The sequence below is a fragment of the Paraburkholderia sp. IW21 genome (assembly GCF_041321145.1).
Taxonomy (GTDB): Bacteria; Pseudomonadota; Gammaproteobacteria; order Burkholderiales; family Burkholderiaceae; genus Paraburkholderia.
In genome coordinates, this window is the sequence record NZ_JBGGWA010000005.1 from 230351 (window position 1) to 253457 (window position 23107).

Consider the following 23107-nt stretch of genomic DNA (forward strand, 5'->3'; position numbering starts at 1 on the left):
TTATAAAGAAGAAGCGGACTTCGCGATGAAACGCCGGTCGCGCGCCGCACGCCAGCGGGCGACCAGATTGGGAATCAACACTGAGGCCAGCAGCAGGACGCCGGTCACGATCGTCAGCGTTTCGCTCGAAACATCGTCGAGCGTCAGTGCGTTTTTCAGCACGCCGATAATCAACAGCGACAGCAAGACGCCGATCATCGAGCCGCGTCCGCCGAAAATACTCACGCCGCCGAACAGCACCGCGGCGATCACCGACAACTCGAAGCCTTCGCCGTTATCGCCGCGTGCACTGGTGAACCGCAGCGTATAGACGACGCCCGCCAACGCACTCATCGCACCGGACAGCACGAACAGCCGCAGCCTGATCTTCGCCACCTCTATACCGGAGAAAGCGGCGGCGGTTGGATTCGCACCGATTGCATAAAGGCTGCGGCCGAACGCAGTGGCTTGCAGCAGAACCGTGAACACCACCGCGCCGACGATTACGATCACAAACGGCAACGGAATGAAGGTCGCGCCGAGCGTGTCCATGCCAAACGCCGTATAGCCCGCCGGAAAATCAGCGACCGCCTGATCGCCGAGCAACACGTACGCGAGACCGCGAAACAGCGCCAACGTACCGATCGTGACCGCAAGCGAAGGCAAATTGAGCTTCACGATCACGAGGCCGTTCAGCAAGCCCGCCAGCGCACCGGCAATCAGGACCAGCACGATGACGACCGGCATCGGCAAGCCCATGTGCCACAGCACGCCCATCAGCGCGCTGGACGCGCCCAGCACCGATGCCACCGAAAGATCGATTTCCGCGGCGACGATAATCAGCGTCATCGGCAGCGCCATCAACGCGATCTCTGTCAGATCGGCCAGAATGTTGCTCACGTTCGCACCCGTGAGAAACACCGGCGACAGCAACCGCCCGAGCGCGAGCGACAGAATCAGCACGATCACCAGCAACACTTCCCATTGCAACGGCGTTTCGCGTTTGCGCGTGAGCAGCGCGGAATCGGGTTTAGCCATGATCGCGTTTCCTCATCATGCGTTTGGCGACGGAGCGGGCCAGCAAGGTATCGGCCGCAATCGCGGCGACGATCAGCGCCCCCTGGATCGCCTGCTCCCAGAACGGCGAGACGTGCAGCACGACGAGCGCAATACTGATCACACCGAGCACGAGCGCACCGAGCGTTGCGCCGAGAATGGTGCCCACGCCGCCGGTAATCGCGACGCTGCCCACTACCGCGGCAGCGACGACCTGCAATTCGATGCCCTTCGCCGTGCTTGCATCGACGGTGCCGAAACGCGCGAGCCACAATGCGCCCGCGAAACCAGCAATCGCACCGGACAACAGAAAGCCCGCCATCACCCGACGCTCGACGTTCACACCGGCAAGGCGCGCGGCCTCCGGATTCGAGCCGATGGCATAGTGCTCGCGTCCGCCGCGAAACTGCTTCAGATAGACAGCGAGACCAGCCAGCACGACGATCGCGATCAGCGCGAGCGTCGGTATGCCGAGCAATGTGCCGGTCGCAAGGCGGGAAAACGCATCAGGCAAACTGGTCGCATTGATCTGTCCGCCGTGTACCCATGCGTAATCCGCACCGCGGAAGATATAGAGCGTGGAAAGTGTGGCCACCAGCGACGGCACGCGCCCCACGGCAACGAGCAGCGCGTTGACGCCGCCCGCCACCAAGCCGATGGCGAGCCCGGCGAGCAACGCGACGAGCACCGTCATATGCGGAAATGCAACGTACAAACTGCCGACCGCATACGCGCTGATGCCGACCGTCGATCCCACCGACAGATCGATATGCCGCATGAGAATCACCACCGTCATGCCGGCCGTCAGCAAACTGATGATCGACACATTCAGCAGCACGTCACGCAGATTCTGCAGATTCAGAAACTGCGGCTTCGCGAGCCCCGTGCCTACGATCAACAGAATCAGTACGACAAAGAGCGTCGTCTCGCGACTTTTCGCAATGCTCGCGGCAAAACCGCCCGGCGCGCTTGTGGAACGCTTCGGCACGGACGCCTGAACGGGCGCGGGATGGGTCGAAGAATGGCGTATCATGCGGCGCCCCCCAATCCCCCAAGGGGACTTCCTGCGGGGCGCGGGACTTGCTTCGGGGGCTGCCCCAACGGTGAACCAGGTTGGCCGAGTGCGGCGCCCATGATGCGTTCCTCGTCGGCTTGCGCGCGCGCTATATCCGCGCTGATACGCCCCTCGTGCATTACGAGCACACGATCGGCCATGCCGAGCACTTCCGGCAATTCGCTCGAAATCATCAGCACAGCCATGCCCTCGCGCACCAGGTCCGCCAGCGCGCTATACACCTCGGCCTTGGCACCGACATCGATGCCGCGGGTCGGTTCGTCGATGATCAACACCCTCGGATCGGTCGCGAGCCATTTGCCGAGCACGACCTTTTGCTGATTGCCGCCCGACAGCGTGCCGACGGGGGCATTGGGATCGCCCGCTTTAAGACGCAAGCGCGTGCCCCACTGATTCGCCAATTGCGTCTCGCTGCGCGTGGAGATGAGGCCGTGTTTGACGAGCCGCCCGAGTACGGTCATCGATGCGTTGCGCGCGATACTCAATTCCAGCGCGAGCCCTTGTTGACGCCGGTCTTCCGGCACCAACGCGAGGCCGGCGCGCACCGCTTCGGCAGGCCGGCCCGCTGCGAGACGCTTGCCGCCAATCCAGATTTCGCCCGCATCCAGTGGATCGATGCCGAAGATCGCCCGTGCCACTTCACTACGGCCCGCACCGACGAGACCTGCCAGCGCGACGATTTCGCCGGCACGTACATCGAAGGAAATATCCTTGAAGACGCCCACGCGCGTGAGGCCACGCACTGATAAGCGTACTTCTCCAGGCGGCCGGTCGGCCTTCGGGTAAAACGTCTCCAGATCGCGGCCGACCATCTTTGCAACGATCGACTCGGTGGTGAGATCGGCAGTGAGCCCGTCGAACACTTTCGCACCGTCGCGCATGATCGTGACGCGTTGCGTCAGCGTGAACACTTCATCGAGCCGATGCGTGATAAAGAGTATCGCCACATCCCGCTCACGAAGCTTGCGCACGATTGCAAAGAGCCGCTCCACTTCGGGAAGCGACAACGCGGCGGTCGGCTCGTCCATGATCAGCACGTTCGCGTTCAACGACAACGCCTTGGCAATTTCGATCACTTGCTGATCGGCGATCGATAAGCCGCGCACCAATTGGTCCCCACGTAGATCGACCCCGAGCGATGTCAGCAAACCATCCACCTCACGGCGCATGGCATCGTATTGAATGCGGCCGATTCGATCGACCGGCTGCCGCCCCATGAAAATATTCTCCGCGATCGACAGATCGAAGAACAGCGTCGGCTCCTGATAAATGACCGCGAGGCCGGCGTCGCGCGCTTCGGCAGGCGTCGCGAAGCGGCGCGCCACCCCGTCGACCAGCAGTTCGCCGGTATCCGGTTGATGCACGCCCGCGAGAATCTTGACGACCGTCGACTTGCCCGCGCCGTTTTCGCCAAGCAACGCATGCACTTCGCCCGGCCATAACGCGAGATCGCCGTCGGATAGCGCACGGACCCTGCCGAACGATTTGCTCGCATGCCGCAGTTCGAGTCTGGGCACGGCGGATGTGGGTTGCTGCACTGCGTGTCTCCTTCTGTTTCGTTTCAGGCCGCGTCAGATGCGGTAGCAACGCTCTGCATTGCGGCGAAACAGTGCTTCCTTCTCCGCGACGCTCGCACCCCCGACAATCGACGCATACGCGCGCCACAAATCCGTGTAAGAGCCGAACAGGCGATCGACCGGAAAGTTCGACGCGAACATCGCGCGCTCTACGCCAAACGTATCGATCGTTTCAAGCACATAAGGCCGCAGACTTTCGACCGTCCATTGATGATCGAACATCGCGAGTCCGCTGATCTTCACGGCAATATTCCTGCAACCTGCAAGCAATCGCATGCCATCGCGCCACGCGCGATAACCGGCGACACTATTGCGGTCCACAAACATGCCCGCATGGTTGACGATAAAAAGCGTATCGCCATGAGCGCGCGCCAGCGCTGCCGCCTCCTCCATCTGCGATGGATAGAGTTGCAGATCGAACGACATGTCGTACCGGCGCAGCAAGGCAAAATGCGCTCGCCATTGCGGTTCGTGCATGAAATGACGGCCAACGTAATCGAACAGATTGTTCTCGTGCACGTTCAGGATCTGCCTGATGCCGCGCGTATTGGCAAACGAGGCGTGCGCTTCGAGCACTTCAGCTGCATTCGGCGCGGCCAGATCCACGGCGGCGACGATCGCATTCGGCATGCCGCGCGATTCCTTACGATCCGCCATTGTCTGCAACCAACGCGTTTCCTCGACCGGATCGGCGGGATCGTGATTCGCTTCGACGTGCACCAGTTTCAGCACCTCGATATCGCCCGCTTCGCCCAGCAGATCGCCGAGCAGATAGTCATGCTTCAACTCGCGCGCATCGCCCACGAACGACACACCGGGGTTTTCGAGCCACGGATAACGATGCGTCTTCAAATCCCATAGATGAATATGCGAATCCACAACCTGCATGCGACACACTCCGTCCGGTGAAGATCACGTCGAGGTCAGTGACGGCCGACCCGTTCAGCTAAGCGAATTCAAATGAAAGACCGGCTCCAGTGGCTGCTGGAACGGTGTGCGATCGGGGGCCGTCTGCATGATGTCGGCCATGTAATCCCACCATTTGCGCATCACCTCGAGTTGCGGCAGCGCGTCCATGCTGTGATTGTTTCCATTGCGGCCTGTCTCCCGTCGTATTCGGGCGCTTTCCCGATGAAGCGTAAGCGTCTGATGCGACTATAATTCCTGCGTCGATAGCATCTCAATCCGTTGTTGGGATTGGGCGATCCACAAACCGAATCGCACTGGAACCATGAGCCAACACTCAGCTGCCGTCGCACTCGTCAATCGGCTCAAGTTCAAGCACCTCGCGCTGCTCGTCGCACTCGACGACGCGCGCAATCTCCATCAAGCCGCCGAGTCGGTCAACGTCGCGCAACCCAGTGCGAGCCGCATGCTCGGCGATATCGAAGAGGCATTCGGCTTCCTGCTGTTCGAACGCAACGCACGCGGCATGACGCCCACGCCGCTCGGTGTCGTCACGCTGGCTTATGCGCGGCGCGCACTCGCCGAGTTGACCCGCTTTGCCGAAGACCTCGAAGTCAAACGCCGCGGCGGCCATGGGCAATTGACCGTCGGCGCGATCATGGGCGCCGCGCCCGATCTGCTCGCCATGGCGGTCGCCGCGCTGAAAACCGAAAGCCCGTTGTTGAACGTGCGCATTCTTGGCGAAACCAGCGACCAGGTCGTGCAATTGCTGCATCGCCGCGAAGTCGATCTCGCGCTTGGACGGCTGACCAGTCCGCTGCAACACAACGATTTCAGTTTCGAGCCTCTGGCACGTGAGACGTTGCTGCTGGTGGTGCGTTCGGTGCATCCGCTGGCGCAGCGCTCGCACATCACATTGCGCGAGTTGATCGACTGGCCGTGGGTGGCGCAACCCATCACGAGTCCGGCACGCGTGTTGTTCGAAGAGGAACTCGCGCGTGCGGGGCTCGCCACGCCGGTCAACCTGACTGAATGTGCGTCGATCTTCGCAACGCTGCAATTGCTCGAGAACTACGACGCGGTGGCAATGCTGCCCGAGTCGGTCGTGCGCGATCATTTGCGCGGCAAGCTGCTGGTCGCGTTGCCGATTGAAATCGGCAAGAGCCTCGCCGGTTTCGGCATTCTCACGCGGAAGGAAGAGTCGCTCGCCGAACCGGCGCTGCGCTTTATCGATCTGTTGCGCGGCTTCTCGCGCAAGCTCGCACGCGACGATTCCGCCGCGCCCACAGCGGATTCCGTGATCGCCTCCGCACCGGTCGATTGAAGTCGGCATCGCGCGTTACTGCAAGTTGACGAACAGGCCGCCGTCTACCAGCAGCGCGGCGCCGGTTACATAGCGCGCACGGTCGGAAGCGAGAAACACCACACAATCGGCGACGTCTTCCGGGCGTCCCAGTCTGCCGAGCGGAATACGCTTTTCGAAGTAGGCTCTTTTCGCTTCGTCGGCGAGGTCTTCAGCGTTCAGATCGGTCGCGATCGTGCCGGGCATCACCGAATTGCAGCGAATGCCGTACGGCCCCAATGCGACCGCGCACGACTGCATCAACGAATGCACCCCTGCTTTGGTCGGCGTGTAGTGCGTTTGCATGCCGCCGCCTACCAAGGCGCTGATCGAGCTCGTCGCTACAATCGCGCCGCCCGTGCCCTGCGCTTTCATCTGCTGCGCGGCGGCTTGCGTGACGTAAAACGCGCCGTTCAGATTCACCGCCACCGTGGACTCCAATATATCGGGCGGCATGTCGAGAAAAGCGTGAAACGGGCAGATGCCCGCATTGCTTGCAAGCACATCGACTTTGCCAAAAGCTTCGACGGTATGGCGAACGAGTTGCTGGCCGGTCTCGCGAGCGGCGACGTTGCCCTCGATTGCGATCACGCGCCGCCCCAACGCTTCGATTTCATCGACCACTTCTTCGACAGCGGAACGGCGCCCATAAGATGCGTCGTTATCGCCCCAGTAGTTGATCGCGACATCCGCGCCTTCGGTTGCGCACGCAACGGCTATCGCGCGGCCGATGCCACGCGAGCCGCCGGTGACGATCACGACCTTGTCCTTGAGCAGCACGTCATCCTCCTGTTTGCTGGATCCACACTGCGTTCAATCACACGCCGCAAGCATTCGACCCGCATTCATCGCGGATAAGGCCGCACTAGCGCGCATTCCGGATTCAATCGCACACCGAAGCCCGGCGTGTCCGGCACTTTCATCCGCCCATTCACGGGAACCGGCTCGTCGAGCAGCAGCGGCGTGAACATGGGCACGACTTCATCTGCTTTCGGCGCCATCATCAGAAACTCGGCGAACGGCGAGTTGTGCCGCGTGACGACGAAGTGATAGCTATATACCGAGGAGCCGTGCGGCACCACCATCACATTGTGGGCATCGGCGAGCGCGGATATTTTGATCAACTCGGTGATGCCGCCGCACCAACCCACATCCGGCTGAATCAGATCGCAACACTCCATCTCCAGCAGCATGCGAAAACCCCAACGCGTCGCTTCGTGTTCGCCGGTCGACACCATCATGCCGCGTGGCACGTTGCGGCGCAGTTCGGCGTAACCCCAGTAGTCGTCCGGCGGCAGGCATTCTTCAATCCATTTCAGGCCGTATTCGTGTGCCGCCTGCGCAAGCCGTGTTGCATACGGGACGTCGAGGCTCATCCAGCAGTCGTACATCAGCCAGAAGTCGTCGCCGACGCGGCTGCGCATCTCCGCCAGCTTCTCCAGATTTTTCTTGAGCCCCGCCTCGCCTTCCGCGGGACCATGCTGCAACGGCAATTTTCCGCCGATGAACCCCATTTCCTTCGCAAGGTCCGGGCGCGCGCCGGTCGCGTAGAACACGAGTTCGTCACGCACCGGGCCGCCCAATAGTTGGTACACGGGCTCCTTACGAACCTTTGCAAGCAGATCCCACAACGCGAGATCCACGCCCGAGATCGTATTCAGCACGATGCCTTTGCGACCGTAATACAGCGTCGAGAAATACATCTGATCCCACATCTTCTCGATGTCGGTGACGAGCCGCCCTTCAAGAAAACGCGCCAGATGTTTTTCGACAATGAACGCGCCGATTTCGCCGCCCGTCGTCACCGCGAAACCGACCGTGCCGTCGCTCGCTTCGATCTCCACCACCAGTGTGCCGAGCACGTTGATGCCGAACGACTGGCGGCTTTGGCGATACTCCGGATAACGCGCCATCGGCGTGGAGATGTGATCGTCGATCCAGTGTCCGCCGGGTTGATCGTGATAGTCCGCACCACCCCCACGGACGATGAAGGCACGCACGTGCCGGATAGTAGGCATGACCATGAAAAGGGCTCCGTTGTTGGTGCGTCGAACGTGCAGTCGAAAACGCGCCTAGCGGGCGCGATGCAGTAAGTGTTGGAGAGACCCCGACTGTGCGCCGTCACGGCGCAACATCGTGCCGATCATGAGCGCTGCCAGCAGACTCGAAGCGCCTAATACCACCAGCCCCGCCGAGGTCGATGAAAACGCGCGTTCGGCGGCGATGCGCAGGCTTGGCGCAATGAAGCCGCCGAGACTGCCGAGCGAGTTGATCAGCGCGATACCGCCGGCGGCGGCAGCACCCGTGAGGTAGCGCGTCGGGAACGTCCAGAACAGCGGTTGCGCCGCGATGAAGCCGCTGGCTGCGCAACACAGCGCAATCAAGCCGATCGAGGGGTTATGAGCCAGTCCCGAGACGGCGATGCCGAGGCCCGCCAGGACCAGAAGCGCGACCGCCCAACGCCGATGGCCACCCGTACGATCGGCGCGGCGCGGCACGTACCACGTCACGGTCAGCGCACATAGCCACGGCAGCGCGGCGACGAGGCCGACGCGCAAGCCCACCGTCGTGCCAAGCAGAGCCGCCACTTGCTGCGGCAAATAAAAGATCACACCGTAGACACTCATCTGAATCAACAGATAGATCGCCGACAGCAGCAACACGCGGCGGTCCACCAGCGCGGCGAGAATGCGATGCGGCCCATGCGCCGACGCCACGCGCGCATCGTCTTCGAGCGCGCTGCGCAAAGCGACACGCTCCTGCGCATCGAGCCAACGCGCGTCTTCGGGACGATTGTCGAGATACCAGAACGCCCACACACCGACCAATGAGGCCAAGATCCCTTCGATCAGAAACAGCCACTGCCAGCCGGCTAATCCCAGTGCGCCATGCAATTCGAGCAAGGAACCCGACAATGGACTGCCAAAAATAAACGCCAGCGGCGCGCCGAAATAAAACACGCCGACCGCACGAGCGCGCGCCGTTTGCGGAAACCAGTGGGTCAGGTAATAGATCACGCCGGGAAAGAAGCCCGCCTCGGCGACACCGAGCAGAAAACGCAGCGAGTAGAACGCCGTAGGCGTATGCGCAAGACACATCGCAGCCGACACGAGGCCCCATGTCACCATGATCCTGCACATCCACACACGCGCGCCGACCCGATGGAGCAGAAGATTGCTCGGTACTTCGAACAATGCATAGCCGACGAAGAACACACCCGCGCCGAATGCAAAGGCCGCATTAGACAAACCTGTATCGTGCTGCAACGCCTTTTGTGCGAAACCGATATTGGCACGATCGAGAAACGCCAGCACATACATCAGCAGCAGAAACGGCAACAGCCTGCGCATGACCTTGCTGGTGATCGCCTCCAGTGAAGCGGGCGGATGCGGATTCATATCGTCTCCTTCGCAGGGCACGCGGGTGGCGCTCTGCGTTTTTTAACCGCTATTGCTGCTACCGCTACTGCTTCGGTGACTCAGTAAGTGGCGCGACCACCGGACAGATCGAATACCGAACCGGTGCTGAACGCGCAGTCTTCAGAGGACAACCACAGAATCAGCGAAGCCGCTTCTTCCGGCAACAGGAAACGGTTCATCGGAATCTTCGAGAGCATGTAATCGATATGCTGCTGCGACATCGAGTCGAAGATCTCTGTTTTGGCCGCCGCGGGCGTGACCGCATTGACGAGGATGTTTTTCGTCGCGAGTTCTTTGCCGAGGGATTTGGTCAAGCCGATGAGCCCGGCTTTGGACGCGCTGTAGTGCGAAGCGTTCGGGTTGCCCTCCTTGCCGGCCACAGACGCGATATTGACGATCCGCCCATAGCCCTGCTTGAGCATGTGCGGCACGACTGCGCGGCAAGTGAGATACGGACCGATCAGATTCACGTCGATCACGCGGCGCCAGATCTCGGGGTCCAGCTCCCACGTGGCGCCGTTGCCGCCGGTGATGCCGGCGCAGTTGATCAGCACGTCGATTGCGCCATGGCTGGCGACGGTCTGTGCCACCGCTTGAACAACGGAGGCCTCCTGGGTGAGCTCGACCGTGACGGCCGTTACCTTGCCCAGTTCGCTGAGCTCGTGCTCGCTGCGCGCCAGGCGCTCGGCGTCGATGTCCCATAGGGCGACCGACGCGCCCGAGTTCAGCGCCCGTTGCGCCACCGCGTAGCCAATGCCGCGCGCGCCGCCGGTAATGGCGACAACACGCCCCTCCAGATCGATTCGATTCATCGCTGTGCTCCTGTAGCAAGCCCGGGTGGCTTGCCTTTCAGTTGTTGTATTTCTGCTGTTTCTGCTTTCGTTCAGCAAATATACGAGCGGCACGATGCGCTAACAATCCGAGTATTGGAGGGGCCGATAACAAAAGTGGATCGGGGGCTCGGCCTCGACCTAGTCAGTACAAACCGGGCAGGCCATCGATTCCGCGACCCGCTCCTGCTCGCGCCGGCCAAAACTCGCGAGTGCGGCGAGACCCAGCAACGCCAAACCGCTGCCGAGAAGGAAGTCGGCGGAAATGCCGACATGGTCGACCACGACCCCGCCGACCAGCGACCCAAGTGCGATCGCCACCTGGATGATGCTGACAAACAGCGCCGAGCCCGCTTCCGGCGAATCCGGCGTGGCGCGTTGAATCCAGATGCTGAAACACAGGGGCAACGCACCGAAGGAAACACCCCACGCGAGTACAGACGCCACGACACCTATAGGCGAATGTTGCAACAACGGCAGCGACAACAGCGCGAACATCAGCAGAGAAACCATCGCGCCCACAGACATTTTCAAATTGCGCGTCACGGTCGATGAAACGGCGAAGTTCGAGAAGAACCCAATAATGCCGAAGCCGAGCAGCAACCACGTAATCGCCGGCATCGTAAAACTCGCATTGCGCAGCAGGAACGGCGTGATGTACGTGTACGCGGAGAAATGCGCGCCGAATACGAGCGCCACCATCAGCATGCTTCTACGCGGATGCGGCCGGCGCAGGAGTGCCACCAGATCGCGCAACCGCAATGCCGCTGTCGACGGCAACGAAGGTACGAAGATGAATTGAGCCACCAGCGCGATAGCAACGAGTACGCCGGTCGCCATAAACGAAGCACGCCATGACGCAAAGCTGGCGATGAATGTGCCGAGCGGCACACCGATCACCGTCGCGCACGTCACGCCGGTCAGAATCGTCGCCATCGCCTTTGCCGAGTCCTTCGGCTGTACAAGGCGGCCGGAAGCAGCTGTTGCCAGCGTCCAGAATCCACCCAATGCCGCGCCGAGCAACGCGCGTCCCAACAGCATGAACAGGAAATCGGGCGCAAAAGCGGAAATCAGATTCGACGCCAGCAGCAAGGCCGTGAGCAGGAGAAATACACGCCGGCGGTCCATGCGGCCGGCCACCAGCATCAGGCCAGGCGCGGAGATGGCGGCAATCACGCCCGGCACGGTGACCATCAATCCGGCCGTGCCAGGCAGCACGCCAAGATCTGCCGCGATGCGCGGTAACAGCCCCACGGGTAAAAACTCCGTCGTCACGAATGCGAACGCACCGATTGCAACGGCCACCACAGCAAGCCACGAACGCAGAGACGACGCGGCACTATCGTCCGGCGAGGCAGTGCCCGCCGGCAGATTATCTTCCATCAGCATAGTATTGTTTGCGAGTAACTAAACAACGAGTGGGATTGGAGGCCGCACCAGGCTAATCAATTCGCAGGCGAGCAGATCATGATTAAAACGCAGGCGATATTTGCCTGCATATGATTGCGGCCCGGAAAAATCAGTGGGTGAAAACCAGAACGGGACACACCATAACATCGTATTAACTCGCCCGCTGGCCACCCCGTAAAATTGCAGTTGGGCGTGTGGGTATTCCGTCAGGTTTCGTCAGAGGCGGTGTGAATTGCTTTTCCCACCGCCTCCGGAACTGCAGATCTGTTATTGACCGAAATAGATCATGCATTGCGTGCCGGCAGAGCAACGCCGGTCCTGCAGGCTTCCTGCTTCCGACCGTCCTCCGGCCACGCCGCCATAAGAAACGTTCTGCACGGGTCGAGCGGCAGGCACCATGACCCGCCCGGTCTCACCCAATGACATGTCGGTTGTGGCTTGCGCCGATTCGTTCGCGTTCTGCTGCATCAACACCCTGCTCGACACGCCTTCGCCCTGCTGAGCGTCCTGCGCACCGGCTGTTCTCGGCACCAGAAAAAGAGCGGCGCTTGCCAACGCCATCAATAAACGTAATTTCATGTCCAGACTCCTCGAATCCGGCGCAGCAGCGCTCACCTCTCCAAAGAATTGATCCGCGAAAAAACGTCATATCGCCAAGTCGGGCTGACGGACGAGCGAATGCCTGATGCGGGACTGCTGCGGCGAGTCACCGAACTAAACGAGTAAATAGTTGCCAGACTTGCAACCGATGTCGGGCGCGTGCGCGCGGCTTGCCGGAATCGGTCGCCACCAGGCTGGAAACGCAGATTGTCGCTCCGCTGTTTCGTTATAGGTCGGCCGCTCAGGATTTCAATCTCCGGGGCGCCGGCGCTATCTGCGGCGTCGATCGCAATTGCATCAGGGACAGGCAAAAACAAAATCAGCCGAGCCGGCGCGTGCTTTACCCGAACAGTGCGCTATGATGCTGGAATAACGCACAAAATCGGCCCCGCGCGAGGCACCGGCGAGAGACGGGCGTGGGCATGAGACCGGCCGTTCCAATCAGTGCATTGTCAGCTTCACTTTCTCCATTGCGGCCGGGAGGCTTATCCAGCCGTATTTGCCGCACGGCGGGGCGCTTGAGCATTCACTGATCGGCACGGCCCAGCCTTATAGGCGGCCTGGTCGGGCGTGTGCTGTACCGCAATTTACGGGGCAACGTTTTTGACGATGCCGCCAGGATTTCCTTCGATCAACAACCTTACCGCAGGCCGGCCCCATCTACATGGGCTCGATGCTTTCGCGGCTTCTCCTTGCAATCTGTAACTGACAGAACGCTTGACGCTTTAGAAGGACGAATATCTTATGGACGAAAGGAAGCGAGATAGCATGATTGCGTATCTCCGCCATCGCATGGAAGAGTTTGGTATCAAACCAGAAGACCTCGCGGCAGTGCTGGCGTCCGAACCAAAGGGGCAAAGCGCCGAGCGCTACCGTAGCGCAACGGGAGATAGCTGGGACGGCCAGGGTGAAATGCCCCACTGGCTTAAACAGGCAATTAGTGCAGGTCAATCAATCGACCACTTCGAATTGTCGGCCAAGCCGGCACCCGCGCCGCAGCCGAAAAAACATGTGGATTGGCAAAACGACCCGTTTGCCGGAAGTCCGCTCGCGCGTCCAACCAACCGCTAAGCAGTCGTAGTGTTAGCCCCTAGTTGGCCCGCTATCGCGAACGCATAACCCGCATTTTCCGGCGGGAAAAACAGGTTTGGCTCATTCGCCGACGTCGCCGGCGGGTCCGTGCTCGCGCCGCACGATGATGAAGAAAAGTCGTGCCTTGCCGATTTGCATCCAGACACCTGGACCCGCCGTATATCCGGTCAGAGCAACGCAATTGGGCGTTGCATCGTCAGGGGACCGGTCATGAAAAGACAGCTGACAACGACCCGAACGCCTGATGAGCTCGCAAGGAGAACTATCATGCGCAAATCAATGCTTAAAATCATGCTCGGGACCGCCGCTCTTTCAATGGCTTGCGGCGCGGCCTTTGCACAAGGTGGCGGCAACGGCCAGGGCGGAACCGGTGGAGGCAATGCGCACAGCGCCGCCACGGCGGGCATGACGTATCACGGCGACCCGGCCACGAGTCCGATGGCGATGATGTCCGGAAGCATGTCGAAAAAGATGGACTCGAGCGATACCGACATGCAGCCGATGTCGCCCAACGATCCGATGAATGCACCAAAAACCGTGCAGTGAACCACCCCTGCATTTCGCGTCAAACGGATGAAGCGCGAGGGAAGTTCATACGCGGCACAGCATGACCGAGCTCGTCGAACCACTCGGCGAGCCGCCCATCGAGCCGGTATCGCCACGCAACGCGTCGTTGGCGTAGGACTGCGTCTCCTCCCCGGCGGCCCCCACGGGCGCCGCCGCGGCGTACTGTGGCAACTCGATGAATGTGCTCATCTGCCGCACGATTTGCCAAAACACCTTTTCGAACAAGCGGACGCGCTCCAGCTCGGGCATTTCATCCACGAGCGGATTGGCAAAGGTCCAACTACACAATGAAGGTTCTCCCGGAAAGACCGGTGTATGGTGCCCGGCGACGCACTCGTCCAAGGCGATGACGAGGTCCATCCGCGGCGCCCATTCGCCCGTGAATTCCAGCCAGCTTTTCGGGCTGAGCACGCCGAGGTCCGAAATGCCGGGCCGCAATTGCGCGACGGCAAACGGATGAACCCGGGTAGCCGGCTCGGGCCCCGCGCTGAATGCGTCGAACCGGTGTCCCGCCAGTTCCCGCAGTAAAGCTTCGGCGATGATGCTGCGTGCTGAATTCTCGCGACAGAGAAACAGCACCTTGTATTTTCTGGTCACGCTCACCCCGTACCCGTGTTTTTTTTGTTTCTCCGTGCAATTCTGCCGAACCAGTCTTGCGCCCACGTGACACTACGATGACTTAATTTCTTGCGCCACGGGAATTTGTACCAGGTCGGTCAATCTGCGGGGCATCGCGCGTTGCGTTTGCAGCAACGTATACCCGCGCAAAGTTGAATCTTTCAGTATGCTGTCGACCGCGCGCGTGGCAGGCGACGATGCCGGTCTTTTGGGCGTGACCCGGCGCCATGCCCGGCGGCAGTGCGGCAGCTGTAGCCAGGTATGTGATTGCTGCAGTGCTGTTCGCCGGCGCATGTCTCGCCTTCATCAGCCGCGTGAGCAGATCGCTCAGTGAGCGTCAAAACCGCAAGCCGTTCAGGAACTGAAACCAGAGTCCACCCATTACACCAGCCGGGTGGGCGTCGCTTGCACCTTCTTCGCGCTTGCCGTGGTTGCCGTGGTCACTTTGCGTGCCGCGATTGGCGGCCTCGTCCTTCACGGGTGCCGTCTCGGCTTTGGCTGAAACGCCAGGCGCCTTCGCAGCCCTCGCGACCGCCTCGTCCGCGACCTCCGCTTTCTCGGCCGCGCGCCGGGACGCCTGCAATGCCGCCACGCTGTCCGCAATCTGCGCGGCCCGCTGCGCTTCGCATCGACGCCCAAGCAGCACGCCGAACAGTACATCGCGATTGTGGCCTTCGTCGGCGAAACGCATGGCGAGCGACACCATCTCCGCATACGCCGCTTCGTCGACAGCACGCGCCGCTGCCTCGCGCTCGGCTTGCGCCTTCTGCTGACGTGTCCGCTGCGCTTCCCAGCCGCGCATCTGCTCGGTATAGACCGCGTCATACACCTTGCGCTGCGCGGCGTCGGAGAGGATCGCGTACGCGTCCTTGATTTCCTGAAAAGTGGCGCGCGCAACTTCCTCGGCGCCGCTGTTGCGATCCGGGTGCCATTTCATCGCGGCCTTCCGGTAGGCCCGCTTGATTTCATCGTCCGTGGCGTGCACATGCACACCGAGCGTGTCATATAGGGTTGCCATCGCTTGCTCGACCTCGCCTGGAATCGCTTTGCGGACCATCGTAGCATGCGAAAACCTGCTTTATCGTGAAGCGGCAAGCGCTTACGCGGATAAACGACAGGATAAAAAAAGGCCCCGCCACTAGCGTAGCGAGGCCGAATCCCATGTCAAGGAGATGTCATGGAGGAGACGAGTCGATCATAGCCGCACGTCATCGTGCCCCCAAACAATTGTTCGCCATATGCTTATCCGGTGCGGCTTCAACTGTATTGCACAAGGCTTCGTATGTGGCGCGTCGCAACCGCCATCGTGCCCGCCATGGCGCACGACGCTCCGGCGACAAACCCGCACGGTTATATCGTTAGAACAAAAAGTCGCTTCGCCCGGCTTGCGGCGCTCATTAAGATGACACTTCAAAGTCCGGTTCGCCCCGGTTCGTCTGCGCGCAGCCCCGCGCCAGCGTCCCGTGAGCCGCAACGTAGGAGCATTTCGTTGACCAGTTTCGATCATCATCGCCGGCCCCTCGTCATCGGCATTGGCGGTACAACACGCGCGGCGTCGTCGACCGAGCGCGCGCTCGGCTTTGCGTTGCGCGGTGCGCAAGCCGTGGGCGCGGATACCCGCCTGTTCGGCGGTATCTTTCTGCATAGCCTGCCCCACTACGCACCGGAAAGCGCCCAGCGCACCGACGAACAGCTCGAACTCATCGAGGCCGTGCGCCACGCGGACGCGCTGATCATCGCGACGCCCGGCTATCACGGCGGTGTCTCCGGCCTCGTCAAGAATGCGCTCGACACGCTCGAGGAACTGCGAGCCGATGAGCGGCCGTATCTGGATGGCCGCGCGGTCGGCTGTATCGTGACGGCGTACGGCTGGCAGGCCGCCGGTTCGGTGCTGACGTCATTGCGCTCGATCGTCCACGCGTTGCGCGGCTGGCCCACGCCGTTCGGCGCAGGGATCAACACGCTGGAGACCCGCTTCGACACAGTCAACACCTGTTCCGACGCCAAGGTCGTCGATCAACTCGCCAGGGTCGGTCAGCAGGCCGCGCAATTCGCGCTGGCGTTCAACGCGCATCGCACGCCGCCCGGCAATGCAATCAAGGAAGCGCAACCCGCACGGTTGCTGCACGCGGTCTAAACGCGAACCGTATGAACTCGTGGACCGCGGCTTGCCGTCCACGAGCCTTCCCCACCGGCCGGTTTCCCCCACACTGGATCAGCCGCCCCCTCTCCGCTCGGAACCGTGCGCCACATAACAGACCGTTCGCCTCCAACGCCGGATAGTGTGGTCGATCACTGCGACGGTGGTCCGATCCGGTCTCCTGAAGACCGTTCCCGACCCTCGCTGATTTGCTTACGACGAAAGATTGGTTCACCCGCTGTGCGGCGCGGCCTACGCTTGATCCTGCCCGCTCGCTCACCGGTTGCCTGACGCACAGGGTTGCCCCGCGCGCCGGTTCCTTAGCAATGCACGCGGGCACACTCACTGCCACGACCATGAATTCAAATATCCGCTACAAGGGCTACGAAGTCGCGCCGGCTGCCCAACGGTTGCCCAATGGCCTGTTCGCCGCCAACCTCACCATCGAGAAAACCGCTGCAAACCAGCGCCAGGCCTATTCGTTCGACGCGCTCGATTATTTCTTCGACGAAGAACACGCGCTCGCCTATGCGTTCCGCTGGGGACGCATGTGGATCGATAGCCGTCAATAACGCCGGTAGAACCGGCAACCCGCAGCGCGGCAAGCGCGGGCCACCTTGCGCCGGTCAACGCCGGATTTGAAGCCGCTGTGCCAGAATAGGCGGCACTTCAGTCCGCCCTCTGTATGCCTGCCATGTCCGACCCACGCGCAGATGTTGCCGAAGACCACCCTCTCCGCCATTGGACATTCCGCGGCCCCGCTCGCGTGAAGATCGCTTCAAAGGCGCACACGCAGATGTTTTACCGCACGCAGGTCGCCGCGATCCGGGCCTTGCACGCCTTGCGCCGCGGTTCATGAAACCATCGCGCCGAAAAGGCCGTACACGATAAGGAGACGCGGCCATGACATGGACCCTCGATGAACAGTTGGCGCTGAGCGCAATAGAAGCGGTCGCCGCGATCCAGTCCGGGCGCCTCAAAGCCACCGACTATATGGCAACGCTGCTGGCGCGCGCGGCAGCGCTTTCGAGCCTCAACGCGCTCACCACGCTCGACCTCGACGGCGCGCTGGCCGCCGCGCGGCGCATCGATGCGTTGCCGTCCGCAGCGAAGGCACAATTGCCGCTCGCCGGCTTGCCCATCGTCGTGAAGGACAACATCAACACGGCCGGCTTGCAAACCTCGGCAGGCACGCCTGCGCTGGAGAGCTTTGTGCCGACCACGAACGCGCCTTCGGTGCAAAAGCTCATCGACGCCGGCGCGATCGTGCTCGGCAAAGCCAACATGCACGAACTGGCGTTCGGCATCACCAGCACGAATTTCGCCACGCATGCCGGGCCGGTGCGCAATCCCTACGACCCCACGCTGATTCCGGGCGGCTCGTCGGGCGGCACGGCCGCGGCGATCGCAGCGCGCATCGCGCCCGCGGGTCTGGGCACCGACACCGGCGGTTCGACTCGCATTCCGGCCGCCCTGACGGGCATCGCGGGGTTTCGTCCGTCGGTTGGTAACGGCGGCGCCGAGCGCCGCTATCACGATCCGAATGCCGTCGTGCCGATCAGCCATACGCGCGATACAGTAGGACCCATGGCGCGCACCGTCGCCGATATCGCCTTGCTCGACGGCGTGATCACCGGCGCGGGACCGTTGCCCGCGCTCGCGCTGAACGGCTTGCGCATCGGCTTGCCCGCGCCGCTCTGGCAAGGACTTGAACGACAGGTCGAAGACGTGGCACGCGCTGCCTTAATCCGGCTCGAAGCGGCGGGCGTCATCTTCGTGCCCGTCGAGATGAGCGAACTGGAAACCTTGAACGGCCTGATCGGCGGCCCGATTGCGATCCATGAACCGCGCGAAGACGTGCCCGCCTGGCTCGCCGCCAACCACGCACCGGTGAAAACCGTGGCTGAATTGGCAGCCCGCATCGCCAGCCCGGACGTGCGCGCAATCTACGACGGCGTGCTCGCCGACGTGCTGGGCGCGCACTACGACGCCGCGCTGAATCTGTGGCGGCCACGCTTGCAGCACTATGTCGCCGCGACTTTCGCCGACGACCAGCTCGACGCGCTGCTGTTCCCGACTACGCGCCTCGCCGCGATACCGATCGACGATGTGAACGGCTCGTCGACGGTCTCCATCGACGGCGCCGCGCCGGTCGACACGATGGACGCATTCCTGCGCAATACCGACCCGGCCAGCACGTCGGGCATTCCGGGGTTGTCGCTGGCGGCCGGCATGACGGCGGGCGGCTTGCCGGTCGGCATCGAACTCGATGGACCGCTCGGCCAGGACCGGCGGCTGCTGGCGATCGGCGTCGCGTTCGAGCAACTGCTCGGCGTGCTGCCGGCGCCGGTGCTTTGATGCGCAACGAAAGCGCCTTGGAAAGCGCCTTGGAAAATTCCGATGAATAGGCCGAACCGGGCCGGTCTGCAGCGAGCCCTTTTGCGAGGCGCCGCTGCGTTAGCCGTAGCGCTCGCCGCCACCGCCTGCGCGCGCCTCGCCACAGTCGATTCCGACGCGCTCTGGAAAATCGTCTACCTGCGCTGCGTGCCGTCGCAGCAAGCCACCGGCACGCCGGGCCAATGCACGACCGTCGATCTCGACAAACGCTATGCGATCCTGAAGGACATCGTCGGACGCTCACAGCATCTGCTGATTCCGACCGACCGCATCACCGGCATCGAAAGTCCGCTCGTGCTGGCGCCTCATGCGCAGGATTACTGGGCTGACGCATGGGTGTCGCGGATTTACGTCGAGAAGTCGGTCAAGCGATCCTTGCCCGACAATCAACTCGGTCTCGAGATCAACTCGAAATACCGGCGCACGCAAGAGCAATTGCATATTCATATCGATTGCATGCGCAGCGATGTGAGCGAAGCGCTCGCGCGTCACGCGAAGGACGCGCCGGGTGAATGGCATTGGGATACGCTGGACGGACACCGCTATCGGATCATGCGGGTCACCGCGCTCACGCAGGCCGACAATCCGTTTCGCCTCGTCGCGCGCGATCACAAGAAGGCAGAGGCAATGGCCATGCAAACCATACTCATAACGGGTGCGGGGCCATCGGCCGAGAAAGACGGCTGGCTTGTCGTGAATAGCGGCTTGAATGTCGACAACGGCAGCGGCACGGCAGAAGGGTTGCTCGATCATGCTTGCCGCGTGGCGGAAGGTGATTGAGCTGCCGTCTGTCCCCGCCTATGCAGCCTAACACCTGCCGTTTCACAACAAATGCCGGTTTTCCCACATACCGAAAGCTTATGGTCCGTCATCCTGATTGCTCGGCTGTGCGGCGGGAGACGGCTATGTCGGTCTATGTCGATGAAGGGTTCAGGCCCTGTGTTACGGAATGCGCAACGGTTGCTTTCCGCGTTTGTTTTGACGATCAGGCGCAGATCTTCGAGGTGAGTGCCGAGGCACTCATGACCTATTGCGGAGCAGCAAGCAAACGGCGCCGTGATCTGCTCGTCGCATTCGAGGATGCCCAACTGGAAATATTGAAGGTAGCGGAGAAGAAATGGTCTTTCAGACCCACCGAGCCCGTGCGGCTGGGTCTCGCAGAATTCCAGACGGTCAGACATTAGGTATGCCAGAATCGCGGCCATGAGCTGGATCGCCGCCCTGCCGATGTACAACGTGACGCCCGCGCTCGCCGCCGTGTGGCGCGAGTGGCTGGACGACGTCTTGCGCGCAGCGGAGCCGGCGGCCCGCATCGTCGAGCCTGACGTTGAACTGGGTGCGTTCTGGCGGCGCTCTAACCTGCTGCTCTCGCAAACCTGCGGCTATCCATTGATGCACGGCTTGAGCGAGCAGGTCCAGTTGATCACGACACCGCGATTCGATGCGCCGGGCTGCGAGGGCGCGGATTATTCGAGCGTGCTGGTGACGCGAAGGGACGCCGGATTCGATGCGCTGGCGGCCTGCCGCGGCGCACGTGCCGCCTACAATCAGGACGATTCGAATAGCGGCATGAACGTGTTCCGTCACGCCGTGGCGCCGCTTGCTCGCAATGGGGTGTTTTTCAGCGCTGTCGAGCGCACCGGCTCGCATCTTGGGTCATTACGCGCAGTGGTTGAAAATCGCGCGGACGTCGCCGCGATCGACTGCGTGACGTTCGCTTTTGTCCGCGATGAATTGCCGGAACTGGCGCAAAAGGTTCGGCAAATCGGCGTGACGGCCGCGTCCCCGGGATTGCCTTTGATCGCGTCCCACGACGTGCCGTCGGCGACCATCGAGACGTTGCGCGAGGCATTGAACGACGCGCGCCTCGCCCAGCCCGAACGTGCCAAACGCCTACGTTTGAAGGGCTTTTCTGCGTTGCCGCTCGCGGACTACGAGCGGATCCGGCAACTCGAAAACGAAGCGCGTGCCATCGGCTACGCGCGCCTCGCTTAAAGCCTCGCGGTTACGTCGTTACGTCACATCCAGCACCAGAAGCTGCGCCCCATCGGCCACCTGATCGCCGACCGCATACAGCACTTCCGACACCGTACCCGCCGCCGGCGCGCCGATCGTGTGCTCCATCTTCATCGCTTCCATCACGATCAGCGGCGTGCCCTTCTCCACCACGGTGCCAGGTTCGACCAGCACCGCGATCACCTTGCCCGGCATCGGCGCAGTCAAACGGCCCTCGCCGCCTTCCGCATCCGCGGCATGGGCGAGCAGGTTCTGCCACTCGAACGCCAGCGCCTCGCCGAGACAAAACACGTGGAACGTGTCGCCGTCGATAAAAACGCGGCCGGTTACCCGCGCATCGCCGATGGTCGCGCGGAATTCATGCCGGTCCGTACCGCTTGACCAGGAGAAGCCCTCGCGCACGCCGTCATGTTCCAAAGTTTGCGTGCCGCCGTCGCGGGCGAAGGTGACGGTGAACGCACTTTCGTTTTCGACGTCGCGCCAGCCGAGCGTCTGGGTATAGCCGCTGTTCAAACGCCAGTGCGATAGCGCATCCCACGGCGATGCGCCGTGCGCGGTGCCGCCTTCGCGCGTCAGCAACGCCGCGCAGGCGAGCGCCAGCGCTTCCTTGAAGGGTTTCTTCACCGGCGCGAACAAGGTGTCGTGATGACGCTCGATCAAACCCGTATCGAGATCGCCGGTCGCGAAGGGCTCGCTCGTGACGATGCGTTGCAGAAACTCGACGTTGGTATGCGGACCGACCACTTCGCAGGCACGCAGCGCGCGATTCAGACGCGCGAGGGCTTCTTCACGCGTCGCGCCGTGGACGATCAGCTTGGCGATCATCGGATCGTAAAACGGCGTGATGGTGTCGCCTTCGCGCACGCCGGAGTCGATGCGCACCGGCGCTTTACGGTCCGGCTCGCCGATGGAGAACTCGACGCCTGGCGGCATGCGCAGATGCTTGAGCGTGCCCGTCGACGGCAGGAAGCCGCGAGCAGGATGCTCGGCGTAGATACGCGCTTCGATCGCGTGACCGTCGATCTTCAACTGCTCCTGCGTGAGCGGCAGCGGTTCATCGGCGGCGACGCGCAGTTGCCATTCCACCAGGTCCTGCCCCGTCACCATTTCCGTGACCGGATGCTCGACTTGCAGGCGCGTGTTCATCTCCATGAAATAGAAATCGCCCGTTTCCGTCATGATGAACTCGACCGTGCCCGCACCGACGTAATTCACGGCACGGGCCGCCGCCACTGCCGCCTCGCCCATCTCACGCTTGATTTCCGCGGACAGTCCCGGCGCCGGCGCTTCTTCCAGCACCTTCTGGTGACGCCGCTGTACCGAACAATCGCGATCAAATAGATAGACCGCACCGCCGAGACGGTCCGCGAACACCTGCACTTCCACGTGGCGCGGCCGCGTCAGATACTTTTCGATCAACACGCGGTCGTTGCCGAAGCTGCTGGCCGCTTCGCGTTTGCACGATGCCAATGCCGCTGCAAAGTCCTCAGTGCGCTCGACGACGCGCATGCCTTTGCCGCCGCCGCCCGCGCTCGCCTTCAGCAAGACCGGATAGCCGATCGCGTCCGCTTCGCGATGCAACAGTTGCTGATCCTGATCGTCGCCGTGATAGCCCGGCACGAGCGGCACGGCGGCCGCATGCATCAGCGCCTTCGCGGCGGCCTTCGAGCCCATCGCGGCGATCGCTTCGACCGGCGGTCCGATGAACACGATGCCGGCCGCTTCGCACGCATGCGCGAAGTCTTCGTTTTCCGACAGGAAGCCGTAGCCCGGATGCACCGCTTGGGCGCCCGTGGCGCGCGCGGCTTCGATGATGCGCTCGACGCGCAGATAGCTTTCCGCCGCCGTCGATCCACCGATATGGACCGCCTCGTCGCACGCGGCCACGTGTTTCGCGTTGGCGTCCGCATCGGAATACACGGCCACGCTCGCGATGCCGAGCCGCTTGCAGGTGGCGGCGACGCGGCACGCAATCTCGCCCCGGTTGGCAATCAGGATCTTGTTGAACATGAAGTGTCTCGATGAAGTGTCTTGTTCGGGGCCGTTGTTCTGGTAAGGGCCTGCACGCGCTTTGCTTTGGAAT

General features: G+C 62.1%; 22 protein-coding genes and 1 pseudogene. 9 read left to right on the plus strand and 14 right to left on the minus strand.

The genetic code is table 11. From position 1 onward, the window contains the following. The 5 genes and pseudogenes from ACAX43_RS14265 to ACAX43_RS14285 all read right to left on the minus strand — a co-directional run. The gene (locus tag ACAX43_RS14265; RefSeq protein WP_370709042.1) at positions 1-1017 is read right to left on the minus strand and encodes an ABC transporter permease; all 1017 of its coding nucleotides are present in this window, start codon (positions 1015-1017) and stop codon (positions 1-3) included. Further along, positions 1010-2068: an ABC transporter permease gene (locus ACAX43_RS14270; RefSeq protein ID WP_370709043.1), complete on the minus strand. Its 1059-nt coding sequence runs from the start codon at positions 2066-2068 to the stop codon at positions 1010-1012. Before ACAX43_RS14270 ends, ACAX43_RS14265 begins: the two co-directional genes overlap by 8 nt. Further along, positions 2065-3648 carry a sugar ABC transporter ATP-binding protein gene (locus ACAX43_RS14275; RefSeq protein ID WP_370709044.1) on the minus strand — a complete coding sequence of 528 codons (1584 nt, stop codon included), beginning with the start codon at positions 3646-3648 and terminating at the stop codon, positions 2065-2067. Before ACAX43_RS14275 ends, ACAX43_RS14270 begins: the two co-directional genes overlap by 4 nt. Before the next feature lie 33 nt (positions 3649-3681). After that, complete coding sequence (locus ACAX43_RS14280) at positions 3682-4575, minus strand: amidohydrolase (protein ID WP_370709045.1); 894 nt, start codon at positions 4573-4575, stop codon at positions 3682-3684. Positions 4576-4629: 54 nt separating this feature from the next. Continuing rightward, positions 4630-4776 (minus strand): annotated as a pseudogene (locus ACAX43_RS14285) (L-rhamnose mutarotase); the annotation flags it as partial. Positions 4777-4918: 142 nt separating this feature from the next. Between ACAX43_RS14285 and ACAX43_RS14290 the strand changes: the two are divergent. Then, entirely contained in the window at positions 4919-5917 is a 999-nt protein-coding gene (locus tag ACAX43_RS14290; protein WP_370709046.1) for a LysR family transcriptional regulator, read from the plus strand. A gap of 15 nt (positions 5918-5932) precedes the next feature. On the opposite strand, the gene ACAX43_RS14295 is transcribed toward ACAX43_RS14290, so the two are convergent. From ACAX43_RS14295 to ACAX43_RS14320, 6 genes are all read right to left on the minus strand, one after another. Continuing rightward, positions 5933-6715 (minus strand): SDR family NAD(P)-dependent oxidoreductase, encoded by a 783-nt coding sequence (locus ACAX43_RS14295; RefSeq protein ID WP_370709047.1) that lies wholly within the window; start codon positions 6713-6715, stop codon positions 5933-5935. Between the two features lie 65 nt (positions 6716-6780). Next, entirely contained in the window at positions 6781-7959 is a 1179-nt protein-coding gene (gene rhmD, locus ACAX43_RS14300) for an L-rhamnonate dehydratase (RefSeq protein ID WP_370709048.1), read from the minus strand. A gap of 48 nt (positions 7960-8007) precedes the next feature. Next, the gene (locus tag ACAX43_RS14305) at positions 8008-9333 is read right to left on the minus strand and encodes an MFS transporter (RefSeq protein ID WP_370709049.1); all 1326 of its coding nucleotides are present in this window, start codon (positions 9331-9333) and stop codon (positions 8008-8010) included. Between the two features lie 80 nt (positions 9334-9413). Beyond that, positions 9414-10166: an SDR family NAD(P)-dependent oxidoreductase gene (locus ACAX43_RS14310; RefSeq protein WP_370709050.1), complete on the minus strand. Its 753-nt coding sequence runs from the start codon at positions 10164-10166 to the stop codon at positions 9414-9416. Between the two features lie 159 nt (positions 10167-10325). Further along, complete coding sequence (locus tag ACAX43_RS14315; RefSeq protein ID WP_370709051.1) at positions 10326-11573, minus strand: MFS transporter; 1248 nt, start codon at positions 11571-11573, stop codon at positions 10326-10328. Between the two features lie 288 nt (positions 11574-11861). Continuing rightward, positions 11862-12173 (minus strand): hypothetical protein, encoded by a 312-nt coding sequence (locus ACAX43_RS14320; RefSeq protein ID WP_370709330.1) that lies wholly within the window; start codon positions 12171-12173, stop codon positions 11862-11864. A gap of 765 nt (positions 12174-12938) precedes the next feature. On the opposite strand from ACAX43_RS14320, the gene ACAX43_RS14325 reads away from it, so the two are divergent. Further along, positions 12939-13265: an H-NS family nucleoid-associated regulatory protein gene (locus ACAX43_RS14325; protein WP_370709052.1), complete on the plus strand. Its 327-nt coding sequence runs from the start codon at positions 12939-12941 to the stop codon at positions 13263-13265. A 231-nt stretch (positions 13266-13496) separates the two neighbouring features. Then, positions 13497-13832: a hypothetical protein gene (locus ACAX43_RS14330; RefSeq protein WP_370709053.1), complete on the plus strand. Its 336-nt coding sequence runs from the start codon at positions 13497-13499 to the stop codon at positions 13830-13832. Positions 13833-13877: 45 nt separating this feature from the next. Here ACAX43_RS14330 and ACAX43_RS14335 read toward each other — a convergent pair whose 3' ends face one another. Continuing rightward, positions 13878-14450 (minus strand): low molecular weight phosphatase family protein, encoded by a 573-nt coding sequence (locus ACAX43_RS14335; protein WP_370709054.1) that lies wholly within the window; start codon positions 14448-14450, stop codon positions 13878-13880. A 358-nt stretch (positions 14451-14808) separates the two neighbouring features. Next, a complete protein-coding gene (locus tag ACAX43_RS14340) occupies positions 14809-15489 on the minus strand; it encodes a J domain-containing protein (RefSeq protein ID WP_370709055.1) in 681 nt (226 codons plus the stop codon). 471 nt (positions 15490-15960) lie between these two features. Between ACAX43_RS14340 and ACAX43_RS14345 the strand changes: the two genes are divergently transcribed. The 6 genes from ACAX43_RS14345 (at position 15961) to ACAX43_RS14370 (ending at position 21003) form a co-directional block, all read left to right on the plus strand. Then, complete coding sequence (locus ACAX43_RS14345) at positions 15961-16608, plus strand: NADPH-dependent FMN reductase (protein WP_370709056.1); 648 nt, start codon at positions 15961-15963, stop codon at positions 16606-16608. Between the two features lie 359 nt (positions 16609-16967). Continuing rightward, on the plus strand, positions 16968-17183 hold the full coding sequence (locus ACAX43_RS14350; RefSeq protein WP_370709057.1) for a transcriptional regulator: 216 nt from the start codon (positions 16968-16970) through the stop codon (positions 17181-17183). 331 nt (positions 17184-17514) lie between these two features. After that, positions 17515-18969 carry an indoleacetamide hydrolase gene (gene iaaH / locus ACAX43_RS14355; RefSeq protein ID WP_370709058.1) on the plus strand — a complete coding sequence of 485 codons (1455 nt, stop codon included), beginning with the start codon at positions 17515-17517 and terminating at the stop codon, positions 18967-18969. 42 nt (positions 18970-19011) lie between these two features. Then, complete coding sequence (locus ACAX43_RS14360; protein ID WP_370709059.1) at positions 19012-19788, plus strand: CDP-diacylglycerol diphosphatase; 777 nt, start codon at positions 19012-19014, stop codon at positions 19786-19788. Between the two features lie 125 nt (positions 19789-19913). Beyond that, a complete protein-coding gene (locus ACAX43_RS14365) occupies positions 19914-20192 on the plus strand; it encodes a DUF1488 family protein (RefSeq protein WP_370709060.1) in 279 nt (92 codons plus the stop codon). A 19-nt stretch (positions 20193-20211) separates the two neighbouring features. Further along, positions 20212-21003 (plus strand): phosphate/phosphite/phosphonate ABC transporter substrate-binding protein, encoded by a 792-nt coding sequence (locus tag ACAX43_RS14370; protein ID WP_370709061.1) that lies wholly within the window; start codon positions 20212-20214, stop codon positions 21001-21003. Positions 21004-21021: 18 nt separating this feature from the next. On the opposite strand, the gene ACAX43_RS14375 is transcribed toward ACAX43_RS14370, so the two are convergent. After that, on the minus strand, positions 21022-23034 hold the full coding sequence (locus tag ACAX43_RS14375; RefSeq protein WP_370709062.1) for an acetyl-CoA carboxylase biotin carboxylase subunit: 2013 nt from the start codon (positions 23032-23034) through the stop codon (positions 21022-21024). Between the last annotated feature and the right edge of the window lie 73 nt (positions 23035-23107).

Excerpts from the sequence above, each read along its gene's own strand:
- ACAX43_RS14360 (WP_370709059.1), top strand. The coding sequence starts at position 19,012 with ATGAATAGGCCGAACCGGGCCGGTCTGCAGCGAGCCCTTTTGCGAGGC.
- ACAX43_RS14330 (WP_370709053.1), top strand. The coding sequence starts at position 13,497 with ATGAAAAGACAGCTGACAACGACCCGAACGCCTGATGAGCTCGCAAGG.
- ACAX43_RS14320 (WP_370709330.1), bottom strand. The coding sequence starts at position 12,173 with ATGAAATTACGTTTATTGATGGCGTTGGCAAGCGCCGCTCTTTTTCTG.
- ACAX43_RS14265 (WP_370709042.1), bottom strand. The coding sequence starts at position 1,017 with ATGGCTAAACCCGATTCCGCGCTGCTCACGCGCAAACGCGAAACGCCG.
- ACAX43_RS14305 (WP_370709049.1), bottom strand. The coding sequence starts at position 9,333 with ATGAATCCGCATCCGCCCGCTTCACTGGAGGCGATCACCAGCAAGGTC.
- ACAX43_RS14280 (WP_370709045.1), bottom strand. The coding sequence starts at position 4,575 with ATGCAGGTTGTGGATTCGCATATTCATCTATGGGATTTGAAGACGCAT.
- ACAX43_RS14375 (WP_370709062.1), bottom strand. The coding sequence starts at position 23,034 with ATGTTCAACAAGATCCTGATTGCCAACCGGGGCGAGATTGCGTGCCGC.
- ACAX43_RS14340 (WP_370709055.1), bottom strand. The coding sequence starts at position 15,489 with ATGGCAACCCTATATGACACGCTCGGTGTGCATGTGCACGCCACGGAC.
- rhmD (WP_370709048.1), bottom strand. The coding sequence starts at position 7,959 with ATGGTCATGCCTACTATCCGGCACGTGCGTGCCTTCATCGTCCGTGGG.
- ACAX43_RS14325 (WP_370709052.1), top strand. The coding sequence starts at position 12,939 with ATGGACGAAAGGAAGCGAGATAGCATGATTGCGTATCTCCGCCATCGC.
- ACAX43_RS14365 (WP_370709060.1), top strand. The coding sequence starts at position 19,914 with ATGTCGGTCTATGTCGATGAAGGGTTCAGGCCCTGTGTTACGGAATGC.
- ACAX43_RS14310 (WP_370709050.1), bottom strand. The coding sequence starts at position 10,166 with ATGAATCGAATCGATCTGGAGGGGCGTGTTGTCGCCATTACCGGCGGC.
- ACAX43_RS14370 (WP_370709061.1), top strand. The coding sequence starts at position 20,212 with ATGAGCTGGATCGCCGCCCTGCCGATGTACAACGTGACGCCCGCGCTC.
- ACAX43_RS14270 (WP_370709043.1), bottom strand. The coding sequence starts at position 2,068 with ATGATACGCCATTCTTCGACCCATCCCGCGCCCGTTCAGGCGTCCGTG.
- ACAX43_RS14290 (WP_370709046.1), top strand. The coding sequence starts at position 4,919 with ATGAGCCAACACTCAGCTGCCGTCGCACTCGTCAATCGGCTCAAGTTC.
- ACAX43_RS14315 (WP_370709051.1), bottom strand. The coding sequence starts at position 11,573 with ATGCTGATGGAAGATAATCTGCCGGCGGGCACTGCCTCGCCGGACGAT.
- ACAX43_RS14350 (WP_370709057.1), top strand. The coding sequence starts at position 16,968 with ATGAATTCAAATATCCGCTACAAGGGCTACGAAGTCGCGCCGGCTGCC.
- iaaH (WP_370709058.1), top strand. The coding sequence starts at position 17,515 with ATGACATGGACCCTCGATGAACAGTTGGCGCTGAGCGCAATAGAAGCG.